This window comes from Niveibacterium umoris (assembly GCF_014197015.1).
Lineage (GTDB): Bacteria > Pseudomonadota > Gammaproteobacteria > Burkholderiales > Rhodocyclaceae > Niveibacterium > Niveibacterium umoris.
Genome location: NZ_JACIET010000001.1, coordinates 797,991 through 814,698 on the forward strand (window position 1 = coordinate 797,991; position 16,708 = coordinate 814,698).

10 protein-coding genes are annotated in these 16,708 nt (G+C 65.0%); 8 read left to right on the top strand and 2 right to left on the bottom strand.

The genetic code is table 11. The features are described from left to right. Positions 1-139: 139 nt before the first annotated feature. Both recB and recC read right to left on the bottom strand, forming a co-directional pair. Complete coding sequence (recB, locus tag GGR36_RS03535; RefSeq protein WP_183631898.1) at positions 140-3,832, bottom strand: exodeoxyribonuclease V subunit beta; 3,693 nt, start codon at positions 3,830-3,832, stop codon at positions 140-142. Continuing rightward, positions 3,829-7,149, bottom strand: coding sequence for an exodeoxyribonuclease V subunit gamma (gene recC / locus GGR36_RS03540; protein WP_183631900.1), 3,321 nt, complete (start codon positions 7,147-7,149; stop codon positions 3,829-3,831). The genes recB and recC overlap by 4 nt, the downstream gene beginning before the upstream one ends. 113 nt (positions 7,150-7,262) lie before the next feature. Here recC and GGR36_RS03545 point away from each other — a divergent pair, with 113 nt between their 5' ends. The 8 genes from GGR36_RS03545 to GGR36_RS03580 all read left to right on the top strand — a co-directional run bounded on the left by GGR36_RS03545 (position 7,263) and on the right by GGR36_RS03580 (position 16,465). Continuing rightward, the gene (locus tag GGR36_RS03545) at positions 7,263-8,912 is read left to right on the top strand and encodes a nuclease-related domain-containing DEAD/DEAH box helicase (RefSeq protein WP_183631902.1); all 1,650 of its coding nucleotides are present in this window, start codon (positions 7,263-7,265) and stop codon (positions 8,910-8,912) included. 78 nt (positions 8,913-8,990) lie between these two features. Continuing rightward, positions 8,991-10,649: a methyl-accepting chemotaxis protein gene (locus tag GGR36_RS03550; protein ID WP_183631904.1), complete on the top strand. Its 1,659-nt coding sequence runs from the start codon at positions 8,991-8,993 to the stop codon at positions 10,647-10,649. A gap of 83 nt (positions 10,650-10,732) precedes the next feature. Further along, complete coding sequence (locus tag GGR36_RS03555) at positions 10,733-11,692, top strand: chemotaxis protein (protein WP_183631906.1); 960 nt, start codon at positions 10,733-10,735, stop codon at positions 11,690-11,692. 11 nt (positions 11,693-11,703) lie between these two features. Further along, on the top strand, positions 11,704-12,651 hold the full coding sequence (locus GGR36_RS03560; protein ID WP_183631908.1) for a chemotaxis protein: 948 nt from the start codon (positions 11,704-11,706) through the stop codon (positions 12,649-12,651). Between the two features lie 14 nt (positions 12,652-12,665). Further along, the gene (gene cheY, locus GGR36_RS03565) at positions 12,666-13,061 is read left to right on the top strand and encodes a chemotaxis response regulator CheY (protein ID WP_183631910.1); all 396 of its coding nucleotides are present in this window, start codon (positions 12,666-12,668) and stop codon (positions 13,059-13,061) included. A 78-nt stretch (positions 13,062-13,139) separates the two neighbouring features. Next, positions 13,140-13,985: a protein phosphatase CheZ gene (cheZ, locus tag GGR36_RS03570; protein WP_183631912.1), complete on the top strand. Its 846-nt coding sequence runs from the start codon at positions 13,140-13,142 to the stop codon at positions 13,983-13,985. Positions 13,986-14,047: 62 nt separating this feature from the next. Continuing rightward, positions 14,048-16,009, top strand: a complete 1,962-nt coding sequence (locus GGR36_RS03575) for a chemotaxis protein CheA (protein ID WP_183631915.1) — start codon at positions 14,048-14,050, stop codon at positions 16,007-16,009. A 126-nt stretch (positions 16,010-16,135) separates the two neighbouring features. Further along, entirely contained in the window at positions 16,136-16,465 is a 330-nt protein-coding gene (locus GGR36_RS03580) for a DUF3135 domain-containing protein (RefSeq protein WP_183631917.1), read from the top strand. Positions 16,466-16,708 lie beyond the last annotated feature (243 nt).

Consider the following 16,708-nt stretch of genomic DNA (forward strand, 5'->3'; position numbering starts at 1 on the left):
CCGGCTTCAGCGGACACACCATCGCCGCGCAACATGGCCGATCGCAAGCCGCAAACACAGCAACGTTGGGCTTCGCAAAGCTCAGCGCAACCTACGACCGTGTCGCTAGCCACTTCGCTGAGCGTCAGTGCGTGGCCGGTCATAAGGTCAAAACTCCGCCGTCACCACCCCCCGTAATCAAAGCATCCAACGCTTCAACATCCGCGCGACTCGGCCGCCGGAAATACACCCCGGCCTGAGCGCCATCCTCAGCCAACCACCCCGGCCGTACGCCCCGAACAAACAAATAGAGCGCCCCCCCGATGTGGCTGTCGTAGTCGTAGTGCGGCAGCCGTAGCTTCAAGTGACGGTGCAGCGCGACGAGGTAGAGCAGGTATTGCAGGTGGTAGCCGTGCGAGGCCATTGCGTCGGCGAGCGCTTCGCCGCGGTAGTCGTCGGCGTTGAAGCCGAGCATGTTGGATTTCCAGTCCAGCACCCAGTAACGGCCTTCGTGTTCAAACACCAGGTCGATAAAGCCGGAGAGGTAGCCGTGCAGGCTCTGGAAGCCTAGCGGCGGCATGCGGTAGCCACGTTCGGCGAGCCAGGCGTTGAGGCGCGCGGCGCTCAAGGTCGACGCCGGCAGGTTGAAGCCCATTTCGATGAGTCGCTGCTTCATCGGCAGGTCTGCCAGGTGCAGGCCGGCTGGCAGCGGTGTGCTGACGACGTCGCGGATCAGGCCGGTGAGTTGGGCCACCTGACGAGCCTGCTCGCCACGGCTGCCTTCGATGCCGCGTTGCGGGTGATCGCGCAGCGCGGCGCGGGCGGCGGCGTCCCAGCTTGCCGGGTCGGTGAAATCGGCTCGCTCGAAGGCAGCGTGCATGCAGTCGCCGGCCGATGCGCCACGCGGAAAGTGCAGTACGTCGTCGGGCGGGATGCTCGCCGGCGTCGGGCCGAGCGGGCGCGGCGCGGCGAGGGCGTCATGGTCCTGCTCGGCACCGTGGGCACTGTGCGCGCCTTGCACGAGGCGGCTGAAGCTGCCGATCTTCCATGCGTCCGGAATGTGCGCCGGCGCAGGCAGGGCGGTGAGCTGGTCGAGCGGCGGCGGGGCCAGCTCAAGCCGGGTGGCGGCTGCCGCGGGCAGCGGTGTCAGCGCGATGTCGCCAGCGGCGGCATCGGCAATGCGATGCCACGCGGCATCGATCTCCGTGGCAGTCGCCTCGCCAGCGTCCCACACCTGCTGATCGCTGCCAGCGCCGGCGGCGATCCAGTTCAGCACGCTGCGCGCCGATTCCTTGGTACTGACGCTCTTGCCGGCGGGCTTGAGGTAGTTGCCGACGACGACGTAGCTGCGGAACACCGCGCGGGTCAGCGCGACGTAGGCGAGCCGCACGTCTTCGGCGGCGCGTTCGCGTTTGCGGGCCTGTTTGATCGTGTCGTCGTCGCCGGCTTCGGGGCGGTAGTCGAGCACGATGCGGCCGTTCGCGTCGTGGTATTCGACCGCGTCGCCGCTGGCATCGTTGCGGCGGTGGCCGTCCCACAGGAAGGGCGTGAAGGTGATTGGGTACTCCAGCCCTTTGGACTTGTGGATCGTGACGATCTGCACCAGCTTGCGGTCAGATTCCAGCCGCAACTGCGCAACCTCTTCATGGCGATCGGCCTGCAACTGGTCGGCAAACCAGCGCATCTGCGCCTCGGGCGAGCGATGGGTATCGCTGGCCTGCTGCAGCAACTCCGCCAGATGAAGCAGGTTGGTGAGCCGGCGTTCGCCGTCGCCGGCCGCGAGCATGCGGGCGACCACGCTTTGCGCGGCATCGTCGCCGGCCAGCCAGCGGCGCAGCATCATGCCGATGCCGCGGTTGTTCCACAGTTCGCGCCATTCGACGAAGCGGGTGACCTGCGCTTGCAGGCGCGCTTCGTCGTGATCCAGTGCAGCGAGCGCTTCGGCGGTTTCGCCCATCAGCGTGGTGGCGAGGGCTGCGCGCAGCAGGCCCACGCGCGCAGGCTCGCGCACCGCGTGCAACACGCGGGCGAGCTCGGTGGCTTCCAGTGTCTGGAACACGTCGGACTGCGAGATCTCGACACTGGCAACGCCGACCTGCGCCAGTGCGGTTTTGATCAGCGCGGCCTGCTTGTGGCTGCGCACCAGCACCGCAATGTCTGCCGCAGCGAGCGGGCGGCCGCCGATGCGGATTTCGCCGCGCTGGCCGGCAGTGAGCAGTCGCGCGATTTCACTGGCGCAGGCCGCGGGCACCTGAGTCATCGCCGTGCCGCGCAGCATTGTACCGCCGGCTTCGCCGGGCGGCAGTTGCCACAGGTGCAGTGCCGCATTGGGCGTGCCGCTCTCGTCGCTGAAGACCGGGCGCGGCTTGGCGCCGACCCGCACGGTTTCGTAGCCCAGCTTGGGCAGCACGAAGGCGCCGGGGTTGGCGTTGAACAGCGTGTTGAGCGCGTTGATCAGCGGGCCGGTGGAGCGCTGGTTCTCGCGCAGCGTGTAGCGGTGCCGGGCCGCGTCGCCGGCGGCAAGGTAGGTGTGCAGATCGGCGTTGCGGAAGCTGTAGATTGCCTGCTTCGGGTCGCCCACGAGGAACAGCGGCCCCGCCGGATCGCCGGCATAGATCTTCGAGAACACCTCGAACTGCACCGGGTCGGTATCCTGAAATTCGTCGATCAGCGCGGCGGGGTAGTGCTCGCGCAGCGCGGCGGCGAGCCACGGGTTCGCGCCGGAGGTGAGCGCGCGGTGCAGGTTGGCGAGCATGTCGTCGTAGGCCACCACCCGCGCACGCCGCTTCGCGGCACGCAGCGCTTCGCCCGCGGTGGTGAGCATGCGGCGAATCAGCACAAGGCGCGCATGTTCGAGCGCCTGTTCGGCACTGATCCGGGCGGCGACCAGCGCCTCGGCTGCGTCGAAGAACGCGTGTTCCGGCGCGGTGCGGTTCTTGTTGAGCTTGCCTGCGATGAAGCCAGCGCGCATCAGACGCAGCGGCGATTTGTCGCTCGACGGCGCGACGGCGGTGCTCAGTTCGTCGCCGCTGTCGAACCACGCTTCCCACTCGGCCGCACTGGCGTCGATCAGGTGCGGCTTGTACGACGCTGCGTTGAGATCCTTCGCTGCGGCGGCTTGTTTGAGGACTTCGGCTGGCGGCGGGACGGCTGCAAATGCGGCCCGCGCTTCGTCGAACAGTTGCCGGAGCGTATCGGGCGACGGCGCGTCTTTGGGCGCCGCGGGCCATTCCACTCTCGCCAGCGGGCGCGCGAGCGATTCGCGCAACAGCTTGGCCCAGGTGTCTGGCGTGTCCTTGCGCAACAGCAGCCATGCAGCAAGGGAGGGCGGCAGGGTGTCGATGGCGACTTCGCGCCGCCAGAAATCGGCCACCGCTTCGCGGATCAGCGCATGGTCGTCGGGCGTAACTTCCAGCTTGAAGGGCAGCCCGGCCGCGAAAGGGGTGTCGGCCAGCGCGCGCTGGCAGAAGCCGTGGATCGTGAAGATCGCCGCTTCGTCGAAGGTCTGCAGGGCCAGTTCGAGCTGGCTGCGCAGGCGTGCCTCGTCCGCGACACCGCTTGCACGCACCGCAGCGAGCAATTGCGGCACGAAGGGGTCGCCTGCGCTGCCGCGGCCTTCGAGGTGGGCAAGCGTTTCGACGATGCGCAGGCGGATCCGCTCGCGCAGTTCCGCCGTGGCGGCCTTTGTGAAGGTGACGACGAGAATCCGCTCGACCGGCAGGCCGTGTTCGAGCAGGAGCCGCAGATACAGGCCGCAGATGTTCCAGGTCTTGCCGGTGCCGGCCGAGGCTTCGATCAGGCTGATGCCGGACAGCGGGCAGGCGAAGACGTCGAGATCGCGCAGCGTGCTCATGCCGTGCGCTCCGCGTCGGTGATCAGCAGGCTGAACACATCCAGCGCGACTTGCTCGAATTCCGCATCCAGCGGATCGGCGACGCCGCGCAGCGCGAGCTGGTAGTGGGGGTCTTCATTCTCTCCGGCGAACATCGCGCTGTCCCACTTCTTTCGGGCTTCGGAGAGGTGTTGTCCGCTCTCCACATAGGCCCAGGCACTCTTCGGGTAGAAGTGCAGCGGCCGCGTCTGGCCGAGGCGATACCAGCCAAGCAGGCTTTGCAGGTGGGCGAGCGCGGTGGCGGGGGCTAGTGGCGCCAGCGTCAGCGTCTCGTCGCTGGCGAGGTGCTGCGTGGTTGCGACCGCGCCGCTCGGCGCCGCGGCACAGAGCACCAGGTGATGCAGGATCGCCTCGACGCGGTCGGCCGCGCGCAGGGCGTCGAGTCGGTAGCGGTACTGACCGCTCGCGCGCAGCCCGGCGAGGTTGCCGCTCAGGCGCCATGTCTCGCCGGCCAGATCGAAGTTCAGCGCGATGGGCACCGGCGCCAGCGCCGCTTCGTCGCGCAGTGGTTGCAGCTTCTGCGAAAAGGCGGCGAGCTGCGCCACCACATCGGCGCGCTGCACGTTGCCCAGGGCGCCGTGCGGGTACTCGTTGCCCGCTGCGACGCGGGCGCGCAGTTGGTCAATCGAACTGCCGGCAAGTACGTCAGCCTCCAGCCGCTGGAAGACGGCGCGGATGCCTTCGTAGTCGGCGACGAAGGGTTCCTCGTCCGCCAGCGCGTCTTCACCCTTGGCGAGCTGGATGCCGAGCCGCTCGCGTAACAGGGCACGCGAGGGGTTGCGGAAGAAGCGGATGAAGCGGTCCAGCGGCACGTCTCGCAGTGAAGCGTCGATGGCGAGCGGGGTGGTGAAGAAGGGCGGGGCCGTGCTGCTGGCGTCCTGCGCCTCGTCATCATCGTCCGCATCGGAAGACGAAGGCCCGAGCGGCGCTTCGGGCGCGCACTGTGCGTCGGCGAGGCCCGCGCGCAGCGCGTCGCAGAGTTCTGCGTTGTGGCTGTGCAGGCGGGGGTCGGCGCTGGGCAGGAAGAGATCCAGCGCGAAGGGTTGCAGCGGGTGTTCCACCAAGAGCCGGGCGCGCGCAGCGGCGATGCCCTCCGGCGAGGTATCGGTCGCGGTCAGTTCGGCGAACGCATCGAGCAGTTCCGCCACGAGTACCGAGGGCGGCAGCGCGGCGTTGTCGCGCAGGCTGCGGCCGGTGTAGGCAAGGATGAAGTGATCCCGCGCGCTGAGCAGCAGGTCGAGGAACAGGTTGCGGTCGTCGAAACGGCGCTGGCGGTCGCCCCGGCGCGGGTGGCGCGCGAGCAGGTCGAACTCAGCTGGCCGGTCGGTGCCGGGGAAGGCGCCGTCGTCCATGCCCAGCGCGCAGACCACCCGGTAGGGCAAGGGGCGCAGGCTGGCCATCGCGGCGAAGGTGACGCCGCCAGTGGGCACCCCGCCGCGCGCAGGCTGTTCGAGCAGGTCAGCGAGCGCGCGGATCACGAAGTCCGGCGTAAGGTCGGCGTCGCCGGCAGCATCCATCTGCCGATGTAGCTCGGCCACCGTCGCGCGCAAGGTGCGCAGATCTTCCGCCCATTCGAAGCTCGGGGGGATGTAGCGTGCGAGCAGGTCGTCCAGCTCAACGCGCCAGGCTTCGGCGCTGCGCGGCGTGCGCCAGCGCTGCCGCGTGTCGGCCAGATCCTGTACGAAGCGCCAGAGCTGGCCAAGTGCCTGCGCGGCTTGCCCTTCGGGATTGGCGGCGCCGGTTCGGCCGGCGAACACGGCGTCGTCGCCCAGCGCGTAGGCGAGGAAGAGCCGCTCCAACCCATCGGCGAAGCTGTGCACATCGTGTTCCGGCAGGCCCAGTTCGCTGCGCTGGCGGGCGTCGAGCCCCCAGCGGATGCCGGCGCTGGCGACCCAGTCGCGCACCGTTTCGAGCGCTGCATCGTCGAGCTGATAGCGCGCCGCAATCGGTGCGAGTTGCAGCAGATCGAACACCGCGCTGGCCGGGAAGCGGCCGGGCAGCAGATCGAGCAGGGCGGCGAGCGTACTCGCGACGAGGTTCTCGCGCGTCTGGCCGCGGCCGGTAATGGTGTAGGGGATGCGCCGCGCCGGCGGGGCGGTGCCGAACACGGCGTCGATCAGCGGCGCGGCGGTGGCGAGATCCGGCACCACGACCAGCACATCGCTCGGCCGGATCGGCGAACCCGGCGCGGCTGAACCAGCGCCAAGCAGCGCCAGAAGCCGATCTTGCAGGGCTTCGAGCTGGCGGGTGAGCGAATGGCACACATGGACTTCGATGCTGCGGTCGTCCGCTTCCAGGGCGAAACTCGCCGGTCCCAACTCCTGCAGGTCGAGTACGGCGTTCTGCACGTGGCCCAGCAGCGTGGCGGCCGGGGCTTCGTCGAACCGGCTGTCGGCTTCCTCGAGGGCGTCGTCGTTTTCGAACAGCAGGTCGATATGAGCCTGAGTCTGCCGCCCCCAGGCAGCGAGCAGGCGGTTGCCGACCTCGTGAAAGTCGGACCGACCCTGTGCGGCGAGAAAGCTGAGGCGGCGTGCCGGTACGATTTCGAACCAGTGCTCGCGGCAGGGATTGAGCACGTAAAGCTGCACCGCGCGGTAGTCCGCGAATGCGCGCAGCAGGTCAAGGTGCAGCGGGGGCAGGGCGGGCAGGGCGAATACATGCACCGGGCCGCAGTCGGCCGGCGCGGCGGCGCGCTGGGGCTGCTCCTGCAGCAAGCGGATGAACGGGTGCTGCCCGGCGACGCCCAATGCGCTGGTCACCCGGCGCCACAAGTCACCCAGCCAGTCGGCAGTGTCGCGATCGTTTCCGGCGGGTAGCGGCAGTGCGCGACGCAGTCGCCACTGTTCCACCCAGTCGGGCCGGTAGGTCACGGTGTCTGTAAACACGCGGGCGACTTGCTCGGCGAGTTCGAAGCGCATCACCGCGTCGGCATCGGCAAGGTAGCCGGCAACGCCGGGGTGACTGTGCACGAAATCTCCGTCGTTCAATTGCACCAGAATCGCCCACGTCAGCCGGCCGGTGTCGAGCGGTGAGCGCTCTGGCGCCGGCATCCACTGCCCGACCTCCTGCCACAGCCACTGGCCGAGGAAGGGAAAGTCCACTTGGGCGCAGAGCCCGAAACGGTCCGCCATGTCGAGCTCGATACGGCGGCGCACGGCGGTGTTCGGCACGATGACCGTCTGCCGGTCGAACGGGCCGGGCTGCTCGGCCGTAAGGCGGGCAAGCAGGATCTGTTCAAGGGTTTCGAAGCGGTTGGCGAAGCTGACGCGGATCGGCATGGGGCAAGTCTATCGCGAGCCAAGCTCGCCCGATGAGCCACGCCGCGTGGGGCGTGGCAGCCCGTGCGCAAAGTCGGCGACAATCAGGCGCTTGGTCTTGAGGTGATGCATTCATGGCTCGTATCTACCCCGACGGTTGGGAAGCGCTGGCGAACGGCGCATCGCCCAGCCTGGTTCGACTGCTCGACACGCTGCGCCGCCTGGGCGAAGCCTTGCCTGACGATTGGGCGGTGTTTCACGGTGTGCATTGGCAGCATGGCGCTGACGGCCAAGCGCTGTTTGGCGCGGTGGATCTGGCGCTGGTGGCGCCATCTGGCGCCTGCGTACTGATCGAGCAGCGCACCGGTTTTCTGCGCGAATCGGCCGAGGGCCTCCTGCGCGGCAGCGCGGCGCAAGCGGTGAACGTGGCGCACCACCTGGGGCGCGCGGTGGCGGTGCTGCGCGAGAAACTCGCTCGCGTGGCCAGCGATGCATCGGTGACTGGTCTGCTTTTCCTGCCGGATTATCGCGTTCGCCAACCGCAGACCGCGGGCCTGGACCCGGCGCTGATCATCGATGCCGATCAACGCGAGGCGCTGGTGGCGCGGGTGCTGACGCTCGACGCCGGTGTTGCCGCAGATGCGGTACGTCACGCCGCGGTGTCGGCGTTTCTAGCGGACGAATTGTCGCTGACGCCGGACGTCGGCGCGGCCGCCGATGCGTCGCGTGCGCTCTACACCCGCCTCTCGGGTGGCCTCACAGAATGGGCGCGGCGGCTGGAAATGTCACCCCACCTGTTGCGGGTCGTGGGCACGGCGGGATCCGGCAAGACGCAGCTCGCGTTGGCGGTCTATCGCGATGCGCTGGCAGCCGGGCGGCGGCCGTTGTACGTGTGCTTTAACCGCCCGCTGGCGGACCATGTGGCTGCGCTGGTGCCGGCCGGCGGCGAGGTGGCTTCTTTCCACCAACTGTGCGTGAACGTGCTGCGCAGCACCGGACTCTCACCCGACCTGCGGCAGCCCGACGCCTTCGCCCGGGTGGTGGTGGCGTTTGCGGCGATGGCGATTCCGCCAGAGTGGGTGTTCGACGAGATCATCATCGATGAGGGGCAGGATTTCGAACCGGGTTGGCGCGATGCCGTGATGCGGCTGGTGCGGCCCGGTGCGAGGGCCTGGTGGCTCGAAGATCCGATGCAGAACCTCTATGCGAAGCCTGCTGCCGACACGGCGGGCTGGGTGACGCTGCGCTCCGAAACCAACTACCGCAGTCCCCGCGCCATCGTCGACATGCTCAATCGGCTGATGCCGGCGGAACTGAGGCAGGTACCGGGTAGCCCGATCGCTGGCGATGCGGTCTCGCTGGAGCAGTACGCCGACCGCGAGGGGCTGGTGGAGCGGACCCGGCGGGCGCTGACGCAAGCGATCGGTCTGGGCTTCGAGCGCAGCCAGATCGCCTTGCTGAGCTTTCACGGGCGCGAGCGCTCGGCGCTGGTCGGCCTCGACCGCCTTGGGCCGATTCCGCTGCGCCATTTCACGGGGCGTTACGACCTGCTAGGCATGCCGGAGTTCTCGGCCGGCGACGTGCTGTGCGAGACGGTCTACCGCTTCAAGGGGCAGAGCGCGCCGTGCGTGATCCTGAGCGAGGTGGACTTTGCAGCGCTGGACGATGCGGCGCTGCGGAAATTTTTCGTCGGCGCGACCCGCGCGACGATGAAACTATTCGTCGTGGCGTCCGATTCCGCTGCTCAGGCTTTGATTCAAAAGGGAATCTCAAACGATGCCTAAAGTCGCTTCATCCCCCGCCGTTAATCGGACGAACAGCACTTGTGAACGTGCGATCGTGACCAACACGGCGAGGGTCGAATGAGGGAAATCGGGACGAGAGTCGTTCTCGGTGTCGGGGTGGCGCTGGGGGCGGGGGTCGGTGCCTGGTTGGGAGGGGCTGTTGCCGGTGCTGTCTTGGCAGCCGGTATTGCTTTGCTGCTGACCTGGTTTCTCGAGCGGCGCCAGCGCGAATCGGTGCGTGCGATGGCTGATCTGGTGGCCCAGATCAACCGCGATGGCGACTTGTCCCGGCGTGCACCGGTGACCGCTGGGGTGGCAGGCGATCTGGCAGGCGCACTGAATAATCTGGTCGATGTCGTTCAGGGTGTTGTTGCGAAAGTCATCAGTGATTCGCGCCGTGTCGCAGAAGTTTCCGACCAGCTCGCCGCCCGTGCCGAACGCATGAGCACCAGCACCAATGCGCAGCGCGACGCCGCCAATCAGATGGCGCAGGCGACGGAACAGATGACCGCCAACGTTTACGAGGTGGCGGAGCACGCCTCGCAGACTGCTCGCATCGCGCAGGAAGCGCGCGAGCTGTCGATCGCCGGCGGCGACGTGGTCAACAACGTGTCGCAGGAAATCGAGCGCATCGCGCAGTGGGTGGAGCAGTCGGCGTCGGTGGTGGCATCGCTGGGGGATCGTTCGCAGGCGATCAGCGGCATCGTGAATGTGATCCGCGAAATCGCCGACCAGACGAACCTGCTGGCGCTGAACGCGGCAATTGAAGCTGCCCGGGCAGGGGAGCAGGGGAGGGGTTTCGCCGTGGTTGCCGACGAGGTGCGCAAGCTGGCCGAACGTACTTCAAACGCGACGCGCGAGATCACCCAGATGATTGCAGCCATCCAGGGCGATACGGCGAGCGCTATCGCCACCATCGAGGAAGGCAGTCGTCAGGCGCGCAGCGGCGCCAAACTGGCCAATTCGGCGTCGGATTCGCTGCAGGCGATAGATCGCGGCGCCACAGCAACGATGGAGAAGGTCGATGCGATCGCGCTGTCGATCCAGGGCCAGAGCCGCGATGCCGAAGCGATCTACGGGTCGGTGCAGCGGATCCTGAAGATGATCGAACAGAACGCGCAGGCCTCGGAGGAAACGCGCGCGGAGGCCGGGCGGCTGGGAAATCTGGCCGGGAACCTCGGAGAAATCGACAAGGTATTCCGGCTCTCGGAATCGGGTGCAAAGGCAATTGACGTCCATGTCGAGTTGCCGGGCGTGGCGCAGGCCTCTGCCAAGGCGGTGGGCGACGCGCTCGATCAGGCAGTTGCGAGCGGGAAGATCACGCTGGAGGCGCTCTTTGACGACCGCTACCAGCCGATTCCGGATACGAGACCCCAGAAATTCCACACCAAGTTCGATGCGCTGACCGATGAGATCTTGCCGGCGATCCAGGAGCCGATTCTGGAACAGCACGAGGCGGTTATCTACGCCGGGGCGGTGGATCGCCGGGGTTACTTCCCGACCCATAACAAGCGCTTCTCGCAGCCGCTGACGGGGAACTTCGAGAAGGACATGGTCGGCAACCGCACCAAACGGATCTTTGACGATCCGGTCGGCAAGCGCTGCGGTGCCCATGAAATGGAGTATCTGGTGCAGACCTACCGACGCGATACCGGCGAGGTGATGCACGACGTTTCAGCGCCTATCTATGTCCAGGGCCGCCATTGGGGCGGGTTCCGGATTGGTTTTCGTGCTTGATAACCCTCAAGTCGGTGAACTTGGTGCCGTAAGTGTTAATGACGCCTGTGACAACGCGGGCGGATACGGAGTTGGAGAGACGAATGTCCGAACTACTGAAGAGCATTGACGCGCGGACGCGCCTGGCTGGAACGAACAAGCTCGAGATCCTGCTCTTCACCCTGGGCGAGGATTCCCGGACGAAGCGCCGCGAGACCTTCGGCATCAACGTTTTCAAGGTGCGCGAGGTGATGCGCACGCCGCCCATCACTGCGGCGCCCGACATGCAGAGCGCGGTGGAGGGCATGGTATCGCTGCGCGGCCAGCTGGTGCCGATCGTTGATCTCGCGAAGTACACCGGCGTGAATACCGACGGCAAACGCGAAATCATGATCGTGACCGAGTACAACGGCCACACGCAGGGGTTTCTGGTGGAGGCGGTCGATACGATCCTGCGGTTGGACTGGGCGCAAATGCGCGTTCCGCCCGAAATGCTGACCTCGCGTCTCGGCGGCCTGGTGACTGCAGTCACCGAACTCGACGACAACCGCCTGATCATGATGCTCGACGTCGAGAAGGTGCTGTCCGAGACCACCAAGTACGACGATGACTTCCTGTTCAAGGATCTGCCGAAAGTCCGCAAACGCGACGCGACCGTTTTCTACGCCGACGATTCGGCGGTGGCACGCAAGCAGATCGAACGCACCCTCAAGGAAATGGGCGTTCGTGGCCTGAATGCGGTGAACGGACGTGCAGCCTGGGACGAACTGGACAAGTTGGCCGGCCATGCCGAAATTGTCGGCAAGAAGCTGAACAAGCTGGTCACCGTGGTGCTGACCGACATTGAAATGCCCGAAATGGACGGCTACATCCTGACGAAGAAGATCAAATCCGATCCGCGCTTCGAAGGGATCCCGGTACTGATGCATTCGTCGCTGTCTGGGATGTCGAACCAGGTGCTGGGCAAATCGGTCGGCGTGGATGCCTACGTCTCGAAATTCGAACCGCACCGGCTCGCGGAAGCGCTCATCAAGTACATCGATGGCGATCAGGAAATGCTTTGACGGGAGCAGCAATGGAACAAGCGCACGGAAATCTGCTTGAGTCGGTCGATGCCCGCACGAAGCTCGCGGGCTCGAACAGGATGGAAATCCTGCTGTTTTCGCTGGGCACGACCGAGACCTTCGGGATCAACGTTTTCAAGGTCCGTGAAGTCTCCAAGACGCCCTTCATTACCAAGGCGCCGAACATGCCTGCTGGCGTGGAAGGCTTGATCTCGTTGCGTGGCAACGTGATTCCGGTGCTCTCGCTCGGGCGCATCCTCAATCTGCACAAGGCGGATGCGGGACTGGGCGGGTCGATGATGGTGACCGAGTACAGCAAGCGCACGCTGGGTTTTCTGGTGAGCGATGTTGACCGAATCATCCGTGTCGAGTGGGACAAGGTTCGCCAGCCCGAAAACGTCTCGTCTTCGGCGGTGAGCTTCATTACCGCGATCACCGAGTTGCCGGATGGTCGCCTGGTGTCGATTCTGGATGTCGAGACGATTCTCGCGCAGACCTTTGGCGAGGCCCCCATCGGCCAGATCGTGCCGCTCGGAAAAGAAGTCGAATCGAACATCTTCTTCGTTGATGACTCCTCCATTGCCCGCAAGAAAATTGCAGAGGTGCTCGACAAGCTGGGCGCCCGGCACAAGCATGCGATGAACGGGTACGAGGCCTGGACGCGGCTGGAAGGCATGGCCTCCCATGCGCAATTGCAGAAACGCCGCCTCGCCGACGAGCTGAACCTGATCCTGGTGGATGCAGAAATGCCGGAGATGGACGGGTACGTGCTGACCCGGAATATCAAGAGCGACGTTCGCTTCGAGGGGATTCCGGTGGTGATGCATTCATCCCTCTCGTCCGAGGCGAACCGTGCGATGGGCAAGTCAGTCGGCGTCGATGCTTATGTGGCAAAGTTCGATGCTGAGGTGCTTGCCGAGACGCTGCGCCCATATCTGATGAAGTCGCACAGGGATTAACCCCGGAGAAAAATATGTCCGATCCCAAAATGAAATTCCTCGTGGTTGATGACTTTTCGACGATGCGTCGCATCGTTCGCAACCTTTTGAAGGAATTGGGCTACACCAACGTTGATGAAGCGGAAGACGGTGCGGTTGCGCTGCAGAAATTGCAGGGCGGCGGTTTCGACTTCGTCGTCACCGACTGGAACATGCCCAACATGACCGGTATTGAGTTGCTGCAGGCGATCCGTTCGAGTGCCACGCTCAAGGATCTGCCGGTACTCATGATTACCGCCGAGGCCAAGAAGGAAAACATCATCATGGCCGCACAGGCCGGTGCGAGCGGCTACATCGTGAAGCCCTTCACCGCGGCAACCCTGTCGGAAAAGATGGGCAAGATTTTCGAGAAGCTGGGCAAGACGGGCTGAATCGCTAGTGCGTAGTTGCAAGCGCAGCGTGCGGGATGTTGACGCGCCGAAGGTGTGAGATACCAACAGGAGCCGGAAATGGCAAAACGGCCAGCGAATGACGGATCGGGTGACAACGAGGAACTCCAGGAGCTGTTCGACAGCATTGCGAGTGAGGCGGCTGCACCACCCCCTCCGGCGGATTCAGAGGGCGATAGCGACGAGCTGCAGAGTCTTTTTGACAACGTCGCCGCGCAATCCGCAGCAGGTGAGCAAAACGTGATCGAGGGTGTGGCGCGGGAAGTTCCGTCCGAGCCGGCAACGCCCGAAGAGCGTCAGGAGGCGGTCTTTACCAAGATCGGCCAGATGACGCGGATGTTGCACGACACGCTTCGCGAGCTCGGTTACGACCGCATGCTCGAGGAGACCGCGAAGGCCATCCCTGATGCCCGACAGCGCTTGTCTTACATCGCGACGATGACCGAGCAGGCGGCCAGCCGTGTGCTCAACGCGACCGACATCGCACAACCGATCCAGGATCGCCAGGAGGAAGGTTCCCGCGCGCTGCGCCAGCGTTGGGACCAGCTCTATGCCAAGCAACTCTCGGTCGAAGAATTCAAGGTGCTGGCGCAGGACACACGCAGCTTCCTTGGTCAGGTGGCTGACGACAGCAAGCTGGTGAATGAGCAGTTGCTCGAAATCATGATGGCGCAGGACTTCCAGGATCTGACCGGGCAGGTGATCAAGAAGATCGTGGATCTCGCCGCGGCCCTGGAAGAGGGGCTTGTGAATGTCCTTCTGCAGGTGGTGCCGGACAGCAAGCGACCGACGGTTGGGCTGAGCGAGAGCCTGCTCAACGGCCCGGTCGTGAGTGCCGATGGCCGCGAGGACGTCGTGACGAATCAGGAACAGGTCGACGATCTGCTCGAAAGCCTGGGCTTCTGAGGAAACTCGCCAGGGTTTAAGTAGCGCAAAGGCTATAGGCAATCGGTGAATCGGAGCGAGCTATGAGCGATTTTGGGGGGATGGAAGATCTCCTTCAGGACTTCCTGATCGAAGCGGGCGATCTGCTGTCGGGCGTCGACAACAAGCTGGTCGACCTCGAACGCACGCCGAATGACACCAGTCTTCTGAACGAGATTTTTCGCGGCTTTCATACGATCAAGGGTGGTGCCGGCTTCCTCAACGCAACGGAACTGGTGACGCTGTGCCACCTGACCGAGAACCTGTTCGACAAGCTGCGGAATGCGGAACTCGCGATCACGCCCGATGCGATGGACGTGATTCTTGCCGCGACTGGCGCGGTGCGCGACATGTTCAACGATCTGGAGCGCGGTCAGCAGCCTGCGGCGGCCGATCCACACCTGATTCAGCAACTCAAGCTGGCGATCGCGGGCAACTTGCCCGCTGGCGGGGCAAAGGCGGCTGCGCCAAAACCCGCACCGGCTGCGGCGCCTGCGCCGAAAGCCGAGACGGCCTTGGTGCCGGTCGCGCCGGTAGTGGTCAGCCACCCGATTGGCGAAGACGGTATTGACTGGCATGCGCTGTACGCTGCCGTTACCGGCGTGGAGCCCACCACGGTGGCGCCGGTTGCCGCGCCCAAGGTTGTTGTCGCGGCTGCGGAACCGGAAAAGCAGCTCGACGATCATGTGGCCGAAGAAATCATCAAGGCTGCGATCGGCCGGCGCGCGAGCGACAAGCCTGGCTACAGCGGGCCGACAGGGCGGCGTGAAGTTGAACGCACCCGCGACAACTCGATTCGCGTCGACACCTCGCGCCTCGATCAGGTGCTGAATCTTTCGGGCGAAATCGGCCTGACGAAGAACCGGCTCAATGCACTGCGTTCCGACATCCTCAACGGCCGCAGTGATTCGGAAACGCTGCATGCACTCGACGTTGCGGTGAGCCAGCTCGACCTGCTCGTCTCCGACCTCCAGAACGCTGTCATGAAGACCCGGATGCAGCCGATTGGCCGGCTGTTCCAGAAGTATCCCCGCATCGCTCGTGACCTCGCCCGCAGCCTCGGCAAGGACGTCGAACTGATGCTGACCGGGGAAGAGACCGAGATCGACAAGACGATGATCGAGGATCTGTCGGATCCAATCATCCATTTGATTCGCAATGCGGTGGATCATGGTGTCGAACCGACCCAGGATCGCCTTGCTGCGGGCAAGACCGAGAAATCAGTGGTTCGCCTCGAAGCGCGGCAAGAAGGCGACCACATCGTGATCATCGTCGCCGACGATGGTCGCGGCATGAACGCGGAACGTCTGCGTGCCAAGGCGCTGGAAAAGGGCCTCATCACCGACGAAGAAGCCAACACCATGGATGAACGTCAGAGTTACAACCTGATCTTCCTCCCGGGCTTCTCGACTGCCACGGCGGTGTCTGACGTTTCCGGCCGCGGGGTCGGCATGGATGTGGTGAAGACCAACATCCAGAAGCTCAACGGCACGATCGACATCCGCTCCACGCAGGGCAAGGGAACGACCTTCATCATCTCGTTGCCGCTGACGCTAGCGATTCTGCCGGTGCTCGTGGTGCGCTTGGGAGAGCAGCCCTTCGCGGTACCACTGTCCATGGTTCGCGAGATCCTGCCGATCGAAGCGAAGCATGTGCAGGAGGTTGGCGGGCGCGCAACGATGGTGGTGCGTGGCGAAGTGTTGCCGATCTACACCTTGTCCGGTCTGCTGGGTTGGCCGCAAGAATACCTGCCGGAGTATGGTGTGCTGATGCAGACGGCGGAGCGGAACTATGTACTCGCGATCGACACGTTTGCCGGCCGCGAGGACGCGGTGATCAAGTCGCTGGACGCATTCAGGCCGAAGGGGGTCGCTGGTGTGACCACCCTGGCAAACGGCCAGATCGTGCTGATCCTCGACATGAAGGAACTGCTGGGCACCAATGCCGACGCGGGTGGAACCACGCGGGAGGCGTTGCTGCGCGATCGCATGCCGGCCGCAGCCTGATCTTCGTTCTGTCTCGGAGTAAGGCCCGCCTCGGCGGGCCTTTGTTTTTTCCGCGACAGCTAGCACTGACTTTGGCGGATGTCGAGCGTAGTATCGATTCGCGCGGAGTGTGGCGGGAGAGAGAGCATGGCCGGCCTCGACATGGATAGTCTTGCAGATCTGGCGGGCGTCGGTCCCGAAGAATATGTCGCCAGACGCCGTGCGCTGATTGAAGCCGAGATCTGCGCAGCGGCCCCTGATCGGCGCGAACGACTTCGCGAACTGCAGAGTGCCATCGAAGTGATGCGGGCAAAGACGCTCGACCCCGAACGCATCCTCGTTGAATTGCTCGCGATGTTGGCAGATCGAGTCTCGATGCTCGGTAGCGCCGCGGAGCGGTTGCAAGCGGCAGTGTGCATGAGTGAGCAAACGGCGGCGTCGTCCTGTTCCTTGTTACGTGCGCCACGTTCCGAATGAACCATGGCTGATACGTGAACCGCCTCGTTTCCCAGTCGCTGGCACTCCCCCGCAGGCGGCAGAACGACTCCTGCGCGACTGCTGGGCCGCGTGATCTTGGTTGAAAGCAAAGCTGAGAGGCTGCGTTCCAGCCTCTTGGTCGCTGGTGCGCAGTCTCACGGTGCAATCAAGTTTGGACTGACTGCAGTGCGAGTACCCCGCATGGCGTGTGAGCGCGGAACTCGCGGGGAAGACTTGTCGAGT